Source organism: Prosthecobacter sp. (assembly GCF_044222565.1).
GTDB lineage: Bacteria > Verrucomicrobiota > Verrucomicrobiia > Verrucomicrobiales > Verrucomicrobiaceae > Prosthecobacter.
Genome location: NZ_JBGANA010000016.1, coordinates 94,052 through 112,916, shown reverse-complemented (window position 1 = coordinate 112,916; position 18,865 = coordinate 94,052). Strand labels below are relative to the sequence as shown.

Below are 18,865 nucleotides of genomic sequence, written 5' to 3'. Positions count from 1 at the left end.
CTCATCGTTTCCATGTGCTGCGCATTCTTTGCCGGGGCATCGGCCGCCAGCGCGGCGACGGATTTCAGCGATTACTCGGTGTTTGCCAGCGCGAGCAGCACTACGGTGAGCACCATCAAAATCGGCGCCACGACGGACAGCGAAACCGCCATCACGTCCAACAGCACTGCGACGGGGGACGACACCACCGGCTCCGATGACGAAGACGGCGTGACCGTGCCGGGCAGCGTGGCTCTTGGGGCCTCCAGCTCGATGACGGTGAATGTCACCAACACCAGCGGCAGCACGGTGTATCTCAATGTGTGGATCGACTTCAACCGCAATGGCGTGCTGACCGACAGCGGCGAACAGGTCGCTACGAACACCACGATCGCCACCGGCACTTCGGGGGTCAACAAGACCGTGAACTTCACGGTGCCGGCCACGGCGAGCGTCGGCACCGCAGGTGTGCGCGTGCGCCTGACTTCCACAAGCACACCGGGCTCCACCGGCCTCGTCGGCAATGGAGAAGTGGAAGACTATGTTATGACGCTGGCCTGCCCCACGCTCAGCCTGAGTCCTGGGGCCACGGCGATTCCAGACGCCTATGTGGGGACAGCCTTCAGCCAGACGATCAGCGCATCCGGCGGCACAGGGTCCTACACCTATGCGGTCACTTCGGGTTCCATGCCCTCAGGCCTCTCGCTCAGCACTTCGGGGGTAATCAGCGGTACTCCCACCGGCAGCAACGGCTCCGGCAGCAGCGTCACCATCCGCGCCACTGATTCCACCGGCTGCCAGGTCAGCCTGGCTTACAACGTCCAGGTCTGCCCCACGATCAGTCTCAGCCCCACGACGGTGGCCGGCAGCACAGTGGGCGTGGCCTACAGCCAGACGATCACCGCTTCAGGCGGGTCCAGCGCCTACACGTATGCCATCTCCACCGGCAGCCTGCCTTCGGGCCTGAGCCTCAATACAAGCACGGGGGTGATATCCGGCACGGCCACCAGCACCACGCCGGCCACCACGCGCAACTACTCGCTCACGCCGGTCTGTCCCGCCATCAGCATCGCGCCCACTTCCCTCGCTCAGGGCATCATCGGCAGCGCCTACAGTCAAACCACCGCTTTCAGCGCTTCCGGGGGGACGGCCCCTTACACCTTCAGCGCCACGGGACTGCCCGCAGGCATGGATTTTGACGCGACGAACAAGGTGATCACCGGCACGCCGCTTTTTTCCGACACTTACTCGATCACGATCACAGCTACGGACGCGTATGGCTGTTCCAAAAATCAAACGGTGTCATTCACCACCAGTCCGCTCATCACGATCACTCCGACCACGATGCCGAATGGCACCAGCGGCACCGCGTATTCGCAAACGATGACTGCCAAAGAGGCGGGCTTTGACATTCAACAAGCCTTTTCGTCGACTTCGATCGCAACACTCGCCAACGCGGACGCCGTTCTGGCGGGCACAAACCGGACGAGCAACTGGACCGGCGCGGCTGCGACAGTCTCTTTCAACAGCAGCGGCGCGGGTGGGGGCCACTTCACCGACTCCGACTTTCCAGGAGGACCCGGGGATAATTTTGCCTTGAAAGCCTCAGGTATTATCACCATACCGACGGCTGGGGCATGGACCTTCGCCACGGCTTCCGACGACGGAGTGCGCGTGAGGATCGATGGTGTCAATGTCATCAACGACGACACGCAGCACGCGACGACCGACAAGTTCGGGACGGTCACCCTCACCGCGGGCACGCACAGCATCGAGCTCGTGTTCTTTGAACTCGGCGGTGGTGAAGCCGTCGAGCTCTTCGCGGCGTCAGGCACGCTGAGCGCCTTCAGCACCTCCTTCAAACTTGTCGGAGGCAGCGGCGGCCTCAGTGTCGTGCGTTCGTCCCCGACTTACACATGGAGCATCGCCAGCGGGACATTGCCGGGCGGCCTCACTTTGAACACGAGCACCGGTGTGATCAGCGGCACGCCGACCGGCACGGGAGGAACGGCCAGTTTTGTTCTTCAAGCCCTGGATGCTGATGGCGGCTACGGAACTCAATCCCTCTCGATCACCACAGCCTGCCCGACCATCACCATCAGTCCCACATCCCTTTCCAACGGCTCCGTGGGAGCGGCATACAGCCAGACTGTGAGCGCCACGGGCGGGGTTTCCTCCTATACCTATGCAGTCAGCAGCGGCAGCCTGCCATCGGGTTTGAGTTTGAATACGAGCACGGGTGTGATTTCCGGCACACCCACGAGCGGGACGGCGGCCACGTTTACAATTCGTGCCACGGATGCGAATGCCTGCCTCGCGACACGCAGCTACACGGTCACTCCGGCCACCTCCGCAGACTACGGTGACTATTCCGGCTTTGGCAGCGTCAGCAGCACGATGAACGCCACCCTCAAGATAGGCGCAACCATCGACGTTGAGGCGAGCGCGACCACGAATGCCACAGCCACGGGCGATGACATCACAGGCAGTGACGACGAAGACGGGGTCACCGTTCCCGCCTCTCTCATGCTCGGCTCGGCGGGCACGATCACGGTCAACGTCTCCAACACCAGCGGGGCCACGGCTTATCTCAACGCGTGGATCGACTACAATCGAAACGGGGTCCTGACCGACAGCGGCGAGCAGATCGCGACCAATACAGTCATCGCCACCGGCACGTCGAACTCCAACAAGACCATCAGCTTCACCGTTCCAAGCGGCGCGTCAATCGGCACCACAGGCGTGCGTGTGCGCCTGACCTCCACCAGCAGTCCGGGATCCACCGGCGCGAGTGGCAATGGCGAGGTCGAAGACTACACCGTTGTGATCGCCCCCAGCCTCGGCATCGGCAACATGATCTGGAATGACTCCGATGAGAACGGCCTCTTCGATCCCGGAGAAAGCGGCATCGATGGCGTGCTCGTCGAGCTATGGTCGACGGGTGTTGACAATGCCATTGGCGGAACCGGCACCAGTGCGGATACGAAGGTCACCTCAATGACGAGCTCAGGCGGCGGCTTGTACAATTTCTCCGGTCTCACCAGTGGTTATTATTATGTCAAGGTGCCCACACCGCCTCTTTCACGCACGAGCATCGTTGTAGATTCCACCGACAACGGCCAGGACGGCGACAACAACGCCAGCCAGCCGGGCGGCTCCGGCACTGCGGCCTACAGCCCGGTGATCCAGCTTGTTCCAGGCACCGAGCCAGGCTCCACCGGCACGGGCAACATCGACAACACCGTTGACTTCGGATTCGCGGCAAACATCGGCTCCCCCTTTGTTTGCGACAACCGTTTCTACATCATCCAAAACGTTGAAGGAACTCCGGGGGCCGGCGACTGGGACACCACGCTCTACTACATCGACACCAACCAGACCTTGGTGCCCATTTTCGTGTTCGACGGCAAGAAGCTCAACGGCCTTGTTGCTTACGGCGGCTACCTCTACTGCGTGGATCAGAACGGCGGAAACCTGTACCGCATCAATTCTCTCGGCGTCCTGGTGGACATGGGGCTGATCGCCGGAATTCCCAACTCACCGACCGATGGCCAATGGGGCGGCGGAACGGCGCTGACCTCGGGTTTGATGATCATCAACCGCTATACGTTCTCCAATGCGCAGACGGCCCTCTACACCATCGACCTGAACTCGGCCACCGTCGTTGGCAGTCCCGTGATCACCAAATATGCCTCAACCGGAGCCAACACGACCGGCAACTTTGGAGACATCGTCTGGGACCCGCTGACGAGCAAAATCTACGGATACAACACCAATGACACCACCAATCTCGGTCTGCATGAAATCAACACCACGACTGGTATGTGCACGCGTATCGGCTCCGCGGTTCTTTCGACCTTTGGATCCCTGACAATCGATGCCAACGGCCTCGCCTACGGTTACGGCAGTTCGAACCTTTCCAACGCTCAGGACACTCTCTACGTGTTCAACCGCACCAGCGGAGTTTTGAACGGATCAGTCACCATCGTGGGTTCCGGACCGACGGTGACAAACTCGGATGGCGCGGCATGCCCCGGCGCACCACCTTCCATGAAGCTGGGCAGCTTGGTCTGGAATGATGTGAACAACAACGGCATCAAAGACACGGGAGAAGCAGGCATCGACGGTGTGACCCTGCAGCTCTTCCTCGGCGGGCAGAATCCGGTCACGGCGACTCCCGCTGCGACCGTCACCACCGCCGGTGGCGGATTGTATTCCTTCAGCAATCTCTCCCCGGGCCAGTATTTCATCTACATACCGACGCCGCCCGCGTCTTTCCCGCTGAGCAGCACCACCACGGTCAGCAGCGATAACGACGTGGACAATGATGACAACGGCATCCAGACCTCTCAAGGACTGCCGGTGCAGAGTCCGCTGATCGGGCTCGCGGGTGGCACGGAATCAATCACCGATGGCGACACCGACTCCAACACCAACCTGAGCATCGACTTCGGATTCCTGGGATGTGCATCGGTCACGGTGGCTCCGACGACGCCTGCGGCGATGACATTCGGGACAGCCTACACGCAGACATTCACGGCATCGGGAGGCATCTCCCCCTACACCTGGGCGGTGAGCAGCGGCACGCTGCCAGCGGGACTCAGCCTGAACACCAGCACCGGTGTGGTCAGCGGCACACCGACGAGCGGTGCGGCAGCCAGCTTCACCCTCCGTGCAACCGACGCGGGAGGATGCACCGGCACACGTTCCTACACCGTCACACCGACCTGCACGACCGTTTCGGTGACCACCAGCACGCTACCGGATGCCTTCCTGGGGACCGCGTACAGCCAGACGCTGGCTGCGTCAGGCGGGACAACGCCTTATACGTGGACGGTGAGCTCAGGCACGCTGCCCACAGGCCTCAGCCTCAGCAGCAGCGGGGTCATCAGTGGTACAGCGACCACGGCGAACGGTGCCGGTGTTAGCGTGACCTTCGCCGTCACGGATGCGAAAAGCTGTGCGGCCACCAAGCCCCTCGTCCTGCAGACCTGCCCGGTGGTGACCATTTCCCCCACCACGCTGCCAGATGCGGCCATTGGCACGGCTTACAGTCAGACACTGAACGCCACCGGTGGCACGGCCTCATACACATGGGCGGTGAGCAGCGGCACTCTGCCCGCAGGACTTACGCTCAATGCAAGCACCGGTGTGATCAGCGGCACACCGACCACTGCCAACGGAGCGGGCGTGAGCCTGACCTTCCGCGCCACAGATGCCAACGGCTGCCAGGGGACGCTGACGGCCACGCTGCAAGTCTGCCCGGTGCTGTCCATGAGTCCGGCCACGCTGACGACTGCCATTCAAGGATCCGCCTACAGCCAGAGCCTCACCACCACAGGGGGGACGGCCGCTTACACGTACTCCCTCTCCAGCGGAACGCTGCCAGCCGGTCTGACGCTGAGCAGCGCAGGTGTCATCTCCGGCACACCCACGGCAAGCAATGGCGCGGACGCCAATCTTACTTTCCTCGTCACCGACGCCAACGGATGTCAGGCGAGCTTCGTTCGCACACTCAAGTCCTGTCCTGTGATCACCCTTGCGCCGAGCACTCTCGCCGTCAGCAGCGTCGGGACGGCCTACTCGCAGACCATCACCGCCAGCGGCGGTTCGGCCGCTTTTAGCTTCACCGTGACCAGCGGCACGCTTCCGGCAGGCTTGACGCTGAATGCCAGCACCGGCCTCATCAGCGGCACTCCCACCACCAGCAACGCTGCTGGCACCAGCATCACCATCACCGCCACCAACAGCTTCGGCTGCGCCAGCAGCAGGACCTATTCCCTGCAGGTGTGTCCGTCGATGATTCTGTCCCCAGCCACTCTTTCCGTACCGACGGCAGGCACGGCGTATTCTCAAACCATCACAGCATCCGGCAGTGCGACGGCATGCACCTTCACTTTGAGCAGCGGCACATTGCCAGCAGGATTGAGCCTGAGCAGCACGGGGGTCATCAGCGGCACCCCCACAAGCACGGCCTCCACCACCTTTACCATCAGGGCGATGGATGCAAACGGGTGCTCCACCACCAGTGCCTACACCCTCGCGCCCGCCTGCGCGGCCATTGCCATCACACCGACCACACTCAACCCGGGACGGCAAGGCACAGCGTACTCTGCTGCTTTGAGCGCCACCCCTACGGCGAGCTACACCTGGACGGTGGCCAGCGGAACACTGCCGACGGGGTTGACCCTGAACGCCAGCACAGGCGCGCTTGGCGGCACACCATCGGCAGCAGGGGCCTACTCGTTCACAGTCAAAGCTGGCACCGGACCCGCCACAGTTCCCCAGCTCACGTTCTCCACATACAACCTGGACCTGAACCCCGGCGACACCTTTAACATTCGCGATTACGTGCTGCCCAAAGACGGATCCAACAGCCCCATCGACTGGAGCCAGGTCCAATTCACCTACACAGGCGCAGGAGCAAATGATCCGACCAGCCCTGCGGACTGGAATCTCACCAGCTTCAATGCGGGACTGCCAGTGACGACCACCAATGCAGACGCCACGGCGGGAGGAAACAGTGGAACGGGCCAGTTCCGCATCTACATCGTCCGCAACGGCCAGACCACCTATGACGACCACATGGAAATACGGGTGGACGCCAGCAGCACCAGTCTGGTGAATTCAGCCAAGGTCTCGCCCCCCATCCCGTCTGCATGCAGTGCCACGCGTGCCTACAGCATGCGAATCTGTCCGGTGATCACTCTTACTCCGTCCACACCCGCATCGAGCACGGTGGGAACGGCCTATTCGCAGACCGTCACCGCCAGCAACGGCACCACGCCGTATGTGTTTGCGGTCAGCACCGGCACTCTGCCCGCGGGCCTGAGCCTGAACACGTCCTCGGGTGTCATCTCTGGCACGCCCACGACTCCGACCACCGCGAACTTCACGATCTCCGCCACGGATGCGAACGGATGCGCAGGCTCGATCAGCTACACGATCACTCCCGCGCCAAACACGGACTTCGGAGACTTCAGCGGCTTTGCCAGCACCAGCAACACAAGCAACGGCACTTTGAAAATCGGCTCGCTGATTGACATGGAAGTCACCGGCACCAGCAATGCCAGCGCCACGGGCGATGACACCACGGGAAGCGATGATGAAGATGGTGCAACCTTGCCCGGCTCGATCACCGCAGGGTCAACTGTGACCATTCCGGTGGTGGTGACCAACAGCGGCAGCACGACGGCTTACCTGAATGCGTGGATTGATTTCAACAACAACGGCGTGCTGACGGATTCGGGTGAACAGATCGCCGTGGACACTCCCGTGACGGCTGGCACCAGTGCGGCCACGGTGAATGTGACCTTCACCGTCCCTGTGGGGGCATCCGTGGGTGCCTCACGCGGAGTACGAGTTCGTCTCACAGGCGCGGCGACTCCAGGCTCCACCGGAACGGGTGGCGTGGGAGAGACGGAAGACTACATCGTGACGATTGGAGCGCCGACCATCGATTACGGCGACTACAGCTCCTTCGGCCCGGCTGGCAGCACCCTGAACTCGACGCTGAAGATCGGCGCACTGACGGACGTGGAAGGGCAATCCACGATGAGCGCCACGGCCACGGGTGATGACACAACGGGAAGCGATGATGAAGACGGTGTGACTGTGCCCGCGACCATCACTCAAAACGTCGCCAGCTCAATGACGGTGAACGTGAGCAACACCTCGGGCGCAAGCGCCTACCTGAACGCCTGGATCGACTACAATGGCAACGGCGTGCTGACGGACTCCGGAGAGCAGATCGCCACCAACACGGTGATCGCGACAGGCACCTCCAACTCCAACAAAACGATCAGCTTCACAGTGCCCGCCGCAGTGAAAACGGGCACCACTGGAGTGCGCGTGCGCCTGACCTCCGTCAGCAGCCCGGGCCCGACCGGCACCATCGGCACCGGCGAGGTGGAGGACTACACCACCACGATCGTGGCGACGTCAGACTTTGGAGACTATGCCAGCTTTGGCAGTGCGAGCAGCAAGTCGAACAACACTCTGAAACTGGGGCTGCTGGTGGATGCGGAAGGCAGCAACATGCCTGACAGCACAGCGACAGGAGACGACCTAGACGGCACGGATGACGAAGACGGAGTGACGGTGCCGCTCAACATTGCGCAGGGAGCGGCAGGCAGCCTCACGGCAAGAGTCACCAACACCTCCGGCAGCGCGAGCTACCTGAATGCGTGGATCGACTTCAACCGCAACGGCTTGCTTACGGACTCAGGAGAGCAGATCGCGGTGAACACCGCCATCACGACCGGCACGTCCAATGGAACACAGGTCATCAACTTCACCGCACCCGTAGGTGCCAGCCTCGGCACGGCAGGTGTGCGCGTGCGCCTGACCAGCACCAGCTCTCCAGGCTCCACCGGTTTGAGCGGCAACGGCGAAGTGGAGGACTACGTGACTACGATCGTGGTGCCGACCACGGACTTTGGAGACTACTCGGGCTTTGCAGACGCCTTCAGCACCGTGAACAGCAGCCTGATGCTCGGCGCCCTGGTGGATGCGGAAGGCAGCGCCACCAAGAACACTGCGGCCACAGGGGATGACACCACCGGCAGCGATGACGAGGACAGCGTGGTCTTCCCGTCCATGACGGCGGGCCAGCCAGGTTCTGTCTCCGTCATCCTGACGAACACCAGCGGCGCTCCGGCTTACTTGAACGCCTGGATCGACTTCAACAACAATGGCTCGCTGCTGGATGCGGGAGAACAGATTGCCAGTGACATTCTCATCGCGGATGGAACCGACGGCGACAGCCAGGTGGTGAACTTTACGGTGCCGACGAACGCCGTGACGGCCGCCACCAGCCTGGGCACACGTTTGCGCCTGACCAGTGTGGCCAGCCCCGGCCCCACCGGCGGCGCCGGCAATGGCGAAGTGGAAGACCACACCATCGTGATCCTGGCACCGCTGACAGATTTCGGTGACTTCAGCGGAGCGCCGGACGTGTCCAACACAGCCAGCACCAATGTACGCCTGGGCACGCTGGTGGACACGGAATACAGCTCGACCCGGAACGCCACGGCCACGGGGGATGATGTGATCGGCAGTGATGACGAAGACGGCGTAACGCTGCCCTCTCTGATGGCGGGCGCACCGGCCACCATTCCGGTCGTCGTGACCAACACCTCGGGCAGCGTGGGTTATCTGAACGCATGGATAGACTACAACAACAACGGCGTCTTCACCGATGCGGGCGAGCAGATCGCCAGCAATGTTTCCATCGTCACAGGCACGAGCAATGCCACGCAGAACCTCAACATCACCGTGCCGGCGGCGGCGCAGACGGGCACCAACGTGGGCGCGCGGTTCCGCATCAGCACGGACATCTCCCCAGGCTCCACCGGCGCGGGCGGCGTGGGCGAAGTGGAAGACTATGTGGTGAACATCGCACCGGCGACGACGGACTTCGGCGACTTCGCCAGCTTTGGCAGCGCCAGCAGCGTGCAGAACAGCACGATCAAGCTGGGCCTGCTGACCGACACCGAATATGTGCAGACAACGAATGCCACCGCCACCGGGGACGACATCACGGCCCTGGATGACGAAGACGCGGTGACCTTCCCTGCCCTGACGGCCGGAGCGCCGGTGACCCTTCCAGTGCTGGCCACGAACACCAGCGGTGCGACGGTGTACCTCAACGCCTGGATCGACTACAACAACAACGGCGTGCTGACGGACTCGGGCGAACAGATCGCCACGAACTTGGCTGTCTCCACGGGCACCAGCAATGTGGCACAAAACCTGAACATCAACATTCCGGCGACGGCTTTGACGGGCGTGAACCTGGGAGCACGCTTCCGCCTCACCAGCACGAGTGGAGCACTTTCCACGGGAGCAGCGGGCAATGGAGAGGTGGAGGATTACATCGTGAACATCTCCGCGCCGACGACGGACTTTGGCGACTTCAGCGGCTTTGCGGACGCCTCCCAAGGCGCCAACCCCGCTCTGCACATCGGCGCGCTGATCGACACGGAATTTGCCTCCACCCGCAATGCCACCGCCACGGGTGATGACACGACCGGCACGGACGATGAAGACGGTGTGACCGTGCCTTCGATGATCGCTGGCCAGACGGTGACGATCCCCGTGACCATCACGAACACCACCGGCGCGATCGGCTACCTGAATGCGTGGATCGATTTCAACAACAATGGCGTGCTCACTGACAGCGGAGAGCAGATTGCGACCAATCTCAATATCGCCACGGGAACGAACAATGGGGTGACCAACCTCACTGTAGCCGTGCCAGCCAATGCCGTGACCGGCACGAACGTGGGCCTGCGCTTCCGCCTTTCCGCCCCCAGCGGCCTCGGCCCCACCGGGGCAAACGGTCTGGCTGGTGAAGTGGAAGACTATGTGGTGAACATCGCCGCGCCGACAACGGACTTCGGCGACTTCTCCGGCTTTGGCAGCGCCAGCAGCACACAGATCAGCACGATGAAAATCGGTGCGCTGACCGACACTGAATATGCGCAGACCACAAACACCACCGCCACGGGAGACGACATCACCGGCACGGACGACGAAGACGGAGTGACGCTGCCATCCATGACCGCGGGAGGACCGGCCGTCATTCCGGTCACCGTGACCAACACCAGCGGAGCGACCGCCTTCATCAATGCCTGGATCGACTACAACAACAACGGCGTGCTCACGGATGCGGGCGAGCAGATCGCCAGCAACACGGTCGTTGCCAACGGCACGAGCAACGCGGTGCAAAACCTGAACATCACCGTGCCGGCCACCGCGACGGTGGGCACCAATCTCGGCGTGCGCGTGCGCCTCACCTCCACCAGCACGCCCGGCTCCACGGGCCAGAGCGGCAATGGTGAAGTGGAGGACTATCTGGTCAACATCGCCTCCCCAACGACAGATTTCGGCGACTTCAGCGGCTTCTCCAGCGCCAGCAACGCCGCCGGCACCGGCCTGCGCCTGGGGGCGCTGGTGGACGCGGAGTATACCGGCACATCGAATGCCACGGCAACGGGCGATGACATCACCGGCCAGGCGGACGAAGACGGTGTGGTGCTGCCCGCCATGACCGCAGGACAGACTCTGACCATCCCGGTCGTGGTGACCAACACCACCGGGTCAGCGGCCTTCCTCAATGCGTGGATCGATTTCAACAACAATGGCGTGCCGACGGACAGCGGTGAGCAGATCATCACCAACTTGAGCGTCGCCACCGGCAGCAATGGCGTGACGATGAACCCAAGCATCACGGTGCCTGCGAGCGCGGTGACGGGGACGGCGCTGGGCGTGCGCTTCCGCCTCACGGCAGTCAGTTCGCCCGGAGCCAGCGGCGCGCTCGCCAGCCTGGGCGAGGTGGAAGATTACACTGTGACCATCGCGCTGCCTACAACGGATTTCGGCGACAACTCTGCGCTGGCAAACGCAAGCAGCACTGCCAATTCGAATTTGAAACTCGGCCTGCTGACGGATGTGGAATACGTGGCCACCACGAACCTGACAGCCACTGGCGACGACATCACCGGTCAGGCGGACGAAGACGGCCTGACACTGCCGACGCTGACAGCGGGCGCTCCCGCGACGCTGCCTGTCGTCGTGACCAACAACACTGGCGCCGCTGCATTCCTGAACGTGTGGATCGACTACAACAACAACAGCATCCTCACGGATGCGGGCGAACAGGTCGCTACAAATGTCAGCATCCCCACCGGCACCGCAAACGCCACACAGAATCTCAGCATCACCGTTCCCGCGACCGCGCTGACGGGCACCAATCTGGCCGTGCGCGTGCGTCTCACCTCGGTTTCATCCCCAGGCTCCACGGGCGCTGCTGGTCTTGGTGAGGTGGAGGATTATCTGGTCAACATCGCACGTCCGCAGCTGGATTACGGCGACTGGAGCGGACTGGCGGACGCGGCCTCCACCGCCAATGGAACCCTGCGCCTCGGTGCGCTGGTGGACACCGAATATGTCTCCACCCGCAACGTCGGCGCCACGGGAGATGACATCACCGGCACGGACGATGAAGACGGCGTGACGCTGCCTTCCTTCACCGCCGGCGCTCCCGCAACGATCCCGGTGGTGGTGACCAACACCAGTGGAGCGAATGCGTATCTGAACATCTGGATCGACTACAACAACAACGGCGTGCTCACGGATGCGGGAGAACAGATCGCCACCAATGTGGTCATTGCCAACGGCGTCAATGGCGGCACACAGAACATCAACATCACCGTCCCGGCGAATGCAGTGACTGGGTCCAACCTGGGCCTGCGCGTGCGTCTGACGGATGTCGCCTCTCCGGGCGTGACCGGCACCGCGGGCAATGGCGAAGTGGAGGACTATGTGACGCCGATCGCTGTGCCGACGACTGACTTTGGCGACTGGAACGGAGCGGCGGACGCCTCCAGCATCGCAAGTTCCAATCTGCGCATGGGTGCGCTGGCAGACACAGAATACCTCTCCACTCTCAATGGCACGGCAACGGGCGATGACATCACCGGCAGCGATGACGAAGATGGAGTGACTCTGGGAAGCCAGACGCCCGGCACCGCAGGCAGCGCCAGCGTCGTGGTGACGAACAACAGCGGCGCGGCGGGCTACCTGAATGCGTGGATCGACTTCAACAACAACGGCTCGTTTGCCGATGCAGGCGAGCAGATCGCCACGAACACGAGCATCGCCACGGGCACCAATGGTGTGACGCAGACGGTGAACTTCGTCGTGCCGGTGGGTGCAGTGCCCGGCCAGCGGGGCGCGCGCTTCCGCCTGACAAGCACTCAAAATCCGACCTCCATCGGAGCGAGCGGAACGGGCGAAGTGGAAGACTACCTCGTCACCATCACCTGTCTGCCCATCGCGGTGACGCCGTCCACGATAGCTACGCCGACGGTGGGCACGGCTTATTCGCAGACGGTGACTTCGAGCGGCGGTCTGGCGCCTTACACCTTCAGCGTCGGCAGCGGCGCCCTGCCGGCAGGCCTCACGTTGAGCAGCGCGGGTGTCATCTCCGGCACGCCGACGAGCAGCAGCAGCGCGACCTTCAGCATTCTGGCCACGGACTCCTATGGCTGCACCGGCAGCACCAGCTACACGATCACGCCGGTGTGTCCGACGGTCACGGTGAATCCGACCACGCTTCCGAGCGGTCTCGTCGGCACGGCCTACTCGCAGACGCTCACCGCCAGCGGTGGCACGGCAGGCTACACCTTTGCCGTGAGCAGCGGCACGCTGCCAGCGGGCCTCACGCTCAATGCAGGAACGGGAGTCCTCAGCGGCACACCGACCACCAGCAATGCCAGCGGCGTCTTGCTCACCTTCCGCGCCACGGATGCGAACGGTTGCAGTGGCACACGCACGATCAATCTGATCATCTGCCCGGTCATCACGCTCGCGCCGGCCACGCTGCCCACACCGATAGTGGGCACTGCCTACTCGCAGAGCATCACCGCGAGCGGCAGCTCTGCTGCCTACACCTACACGCTTGCGGGCGGTGCGCTGCCCACCTGGGCCACGCTTTCCTCCGCCGGGGTGCTGAGCGGCACACCGACGACGACCACCTCCGCCACCTTCACGGTGAAAGCCACCGATGCGAACGGCTGCACGGGCACGCTGAGTTATACAGTGGCACCGGTTTGCCCGACGATAACCATCACCCAGTCAGCGCTGGCACAAGGCACGGTGGGCACGGCATATTCGCAGACGCTGACCGCCAGCGGCGGCACCGCGCCTTACAGCGCATGGACGCTCACCAGCGGCACGCTTCCGGCAGGTCTCTCTCTCAATGCGAGCAGCGGTGTGATCAGCGGCACGCCGACGGCCGTCGTCAGCCCTGCGACGACGATCACCGTGCGTGTGAATGACGCCAATGGCTGCCAGGGCTCGCGCTCCATCATCCTGCAGATCTGCCCGGTCGTGACGCTCTCGCCAGCGACTCTGCCAGCTCCGGTGGTGGGCACGGCGTATTCGCAGTCACTCTCCGCTGCCAACGGCACTGTCCCTTATACCTTCACGCTTGCCAGCGGCACGCTGCCCGCCTGGGCAACGCTGAGTTCCGCGGGAGTGCTGAGCGGCACGCCGACGACGACCACCGCCGCCACTTTCGCGGTGAAGGCCACGGATGCCAATGGCTGCGCCGGCACGCAGAGCTACACGGTTACGCCGGGGTGTCCGGCCATCAGCCTTGCGCCTGCCGTGCCCGCACAGAGCATCGTGGGCGCTCTGTATTCGCAGACACTCACGCCATCCGGCGGCACCGCACCTTACAGCGGATTCACCGTGACCAGCGGCACGCTGCCGGCGGGACTCACGCTCAATGCGAGCACGGGTGTGATCAGCGGCACTCCCACCGCCACCAATGGCGCAGGCGTGAGCGTTTCCATCCGCGTGACGGACACCTATGGCTGCCAGGGCACGCAGGCCTTCACGCTGCAGGTCTGCCCGGTCATCACGCTGGCGCCCACCACGCCTGCGACGCCGACGGTGAGCACAGCTTACTCCCAGACCTTCACGGCTTCCGGCAGCACTGGCTCCTACACCTTCTCAGTGGCCGGTGGAGCACTGCCCACCTGGGCCACGCTGAGCACTTCGGGAACGCTGAGCGGCATGCCGGACAGTCCGAACAGCGCCACCTTCACGATCAAGGCCACGGATGCGAACGGCTGCAGCGGCACGCAGAGCTACACCATCACTCCGGCATGCCCGACGATGTCCATCACGCCGACGACAGCAGCCGCTGGCACAGTGGGCTCCCTCTATTCTCAAACGCTCAGCGGCAATGGCGGCACGGCCCCGTATGGCTCGTGGGTGGTCACCAGCGGCACGTTGCCCTCAGGCCTCTCGCTCAGCCTTGCTGGCGTCATCTCCGGCACGCCGACGGCCTCCAACGGTGCCGGCGTGAGCTTCACGGTGCGTACCACCGATGCACGGGGTTGCAGCGTCTCCGGAGTGATCTCGCTCAAGATCTGCCCGGTCGTCTCGGTCAGCCCCACCACATTGGCTGCGGCCACAGCGGGCAGCAGCTACTCGCAGACCATCAGCGCATCCGGCGGAGCTACGCCGTATGTGTATGCCTTGGCCAGCGGCAGTCTGCCGACCGGTTTGACGATCAATAGCAGCACCGGTGTGATCTCCGGAACGCCCACCACCACCACGGCTGCAAACTTCACAATCAGCGCCACCGACGCGAACGGCTGCTCGGGCTCACGCAGCTACTCGCTGACACCTGCCTGCCAGACCATCACCGTCGGTCCTGCCACGCTGATCAACGGCACCGTGAACAGCGCCTACTCACAGACCGTCACCTCCACCAGCGGCATCGGCACTGTGACCTTTGCGGTCAGCAGCGGCACCCTGCCTGCGGGCCTGAGTTTGAACGCCAGCACGGGAGTGATCTCGGGCACACCGACAAGCACTCTGGCGGCCACCTTCACAGTGCGTGCCACGGACTCCAATGGTTGCACGGGCAGCACGAGCTACACGGTGACACCTGCGTGCCCCACGGTCACCGTGGGTCCTGCCACACTCACGACAGGCAATGTCGGAGTGGCCTACACCCAGACGCTAGCCGGTGCGGGCGGTATCGCGCCTTACTCCGCGTGGACGGTTACCAGCGGCGCGCTGCCAGCGGGTCTCTCGCTCAATCCGAGCAGCGGTGTGATCAGCGGCACACCCACCACTGCCAATGGCACCGGAGTCAGCGTGACCATCCGCACCACGGATGCGAATGGCTGCACGGGCAGTTCCGTGGTCTCCATCAAGATCTGCCCCGTCATCACGCAAACGCCAGCCACGCTGGCCACACCGACGGTGGGCACGGCTTACACGCAGGTCATCACCGCAGCGGGCGGTGTCTCTCCCTACACCTTCACGCTGACCAGCGGCAGCCTGCCCACGGGCATGACACTGAGCAGCAGCGGTACGATCAGCGGCACCACACCAAGCTCCACCTCCGCCACCTTTACCGTGAAAGCCACAGCTGCGGACGGCTGCGCGGGCACCGCCAGCTACACGCTCACACCGGTCTGCCCCACGCTGGCCATTTCTCCGAATGGCACGCTGCCGCCCGCGTATCTGGGTGCTCCCTACACGCAGACTCTCACGGCTTCCGGCGGCACCTCTGCCTACACCTTTGCCCTCCTGAGCGGCGACCTACCCGGCGGCGTGCTGCTGGCCTCCAACGGCGTGCTCAGCGGCACTCCGAATGCCAAGGGCGTCTTCCCTGTGACCATCCGCGTGACCGATGCAAATGCCTGCGCACAGTCCTTCAACGTCACGCTGCAGGTGCACACGCTCTCCATTGGCAACCTCGTCTTTGAAGATTCCAACAACAACGGAGTCAAGGATACGAGCGAACCCGGCGTAGCCAGCGCCACCGTGCAGCTCTTCACCCCCGGCGATGACAACGCCATCGGCGGCAGCGGCACTGCGGCGGACACCCAGGTGGGCAGCAGCCTCACCACAGACGGCACGGGCGCCTACCTCTTCAACTCCCTGCCCGCCGGCAAATACTACATCAAAGTGACGCCTCCCTCGGACTACCTCTTCACCGGCGGCACGGCGGACACGAGCGATGACAACATCGACAACAACAACGATGGCGCGCAGCCCGGCGGCTCCGGCAAGCCTCTCTTCAGCCCCATCGTCACGCTCTCCGGCGGCGCGGAATCCATCACCGATGGCGATTCAGACCCAGACACCAATCTCACTGTGGACTTTGGCCTCTGGTCCAGCGTGGGCGTGGGCAACATGATCTTCCTGGACATCAACGGCGACGGCCACCGCAATGAAGGTGAAAGCCTTGGCAACATCTACGTGGAACTCTACGCCCAGGGCGCCACACCGGGCGTGGATGATCCCGTGAGCGCAGGCACCTCCGGCTGCTCCTGCAAAGGCCGCTACTTCCTCGACGGCCTGAACCCCGGCACCTACTTCCTCTACATTCCGCCATCGCAATTCTCCTCGGGCGCTCCGCTGGAAGGACTGCTGCCAATGTCCAACGTGGTGGCAGGCGATGACGACGCAGGCCAGGACCTCATCTACAACAGCAACCCCGCCGTGAACGGCGCCAGCACGAGCCTCTTCACCCTGCGCCCTGGATTCTGCCCAACGGGCACCGCTGAATCCGGTGCTGAAGGCAGCATTGATGACAGCATGGACGCACGGGTGGATCTGACACGCGATCTCGGCATCGTCGCTCCTGCGGGCACCGGCTTTGCCGCCAGCGAGGCCATCCGCCGCTACATCGTCACCGGCGGCTTCACCGCCAGCGTGCTGCCCGGAGCCACCACCTTTGCGCTGTGGAGCCAGGACAGCAACATCGGCAAGGCCACCGATGACCCTGATGAAGACGGACTGGCCAACCTGATGGAGTACGCGCTCGGCACCGACCCCGGCAACCCGCTGCAGGCAAATCGCTTCACCCTCACGCATGACGCCGCCACTGGCAGCCTCACCGCGCTGCTCACGGTGCCCTCCGGCACGCATGACGATCTCAGCATCAGCCTGGAAACCCTCACCGATCTCTCCCAGGCGGGCAACGCCTCCGCATGGAAGAAGCTCTCCATGGCCGCCACCACGACGATCAACGCCGACGGCACCCTGACCCGCGCGTATGCGAGCCTGGAAAAACTCCTCGTCTTCAAGGGGCTCGACACCGGATTCGTCCGCCTGCACGTGGATCTCGATGCCAACCGCGACGGCGTGCCTGAAGCCACTGTAACATCCGCCATTCAGGGCTGGGGCCGCCAGAGCTTCGCGACCGGTTCGCGCACCTTCAGCATGCCGCTGCTCAATGCCGCCTTCTTCACCGGCCGCGCCGTCTCCGCCAGCTCCAATGAGATCATGCTGCCGGCGATTCTCACGCTGCCAGCCGGATCGCTCTACCTCGAAGCACTCGATGGCACGCTGGCCGGACAGCGCTTTGACATCGACAGCGCCGCCAGCTCCGGAAACACCGTGGTGCTGCAAAATACCAGTCAGTCATATGCCGGGCTCGCCAATGCACGCATCGCCATCCGCCTGCACCACACGCTGGCCGAACTGCTGCCGCCGGCCGCATTCAGCAGCGACGACCGCGTGCTCTTCTTTGATCCTGCCGCGAGCAACTTCACCACTCTCACGCAGGACACGGACACCTGGCTCAGCGGTGTGCTCAGCATGAGCGCCCGCCCCGTGGCCGCACATGAAGCCGCGCTGGTGCAGGTGCGCGGCAACGGCACCACGCTCATGTTCACCGGTGAAGTGCGCGTGACCAGCTTCGTGACACCGCTCGTCTCTGGCACGCAGCTCGTGGCCCCTGGCTGGCCCGTCATCTCCCCTGCCCCGGTCACCGGTCTCAGCTCCGGCCTCACCGCCGAAACCGCCGACCGCTTCCGCCTCTGGGATGGTGACACCACCGCCGGCGCCAGCAGCTACACCGGCTACTACCTCGACGGCTCTACCACCCCACCCGCCTGGGTGCCGCAGACCACCCCAGCCCCCGCCGCCACCTTGCAGCCCTTCCACGGCTACTTCCTCATCCGCACCGCCCCGCTGCAGTTGCAGCAGAGTGCGCCGTGGTGAGGGTGAGTGTGCAAAGGTAGGAAAGATAAGGAAGATGCCACCGCTGGTAGAGCTTCGTCGTCCCGGCAAAAGGAACCACAGAGACCGGTTTTGGTGGTTTCGTTGGTTTTGTTGGTGCTTTTCCAGAGAGGTACTTTTCCGTGAAGGCGGAGAATCCGCCGAAAACGCGACCTCCGCTTGGTTTCCAGTTTCCCACCCTAAGTACATAGGGTTGGAAACTGGAAACCGAGCCCACCGGGGACCAGGAGCTGCCAATACGAACATCAACAACTTCAACGGGGTATGTCACACCAACCCCTACGCAGAAGGCTCTCGCCAGCCAGGGCCAGTCGTCTGGGAGAAA

Annotated in this window: 1 protein-coding gene; it reads left to right on the top strand. The window is 63.4% G+C overall.

The features are described from left to right. Positions 1-12 precede the first annotated feature (12 nt). Entirely contained in the window at positions 13-18,522 is an 18,510-nt protein-coding gene (locus tag ACILSR_RS21875) for a putative Ig domain-containing protein (protein WP_395751928.1), read from the top strand. Positions 18,523-18,865: the final 343 nt, after the last annotated feature.

Excerpts from the sequence above, each read along its gene's own strand:
- ACILSR_RS21875 (WP_395751928.1), top strand. The coding sequence starts at position 13 with ATGTGCTGCGCATTCTTTGCCGGGGCATCGGCCGCCAGCGCGGCGACG.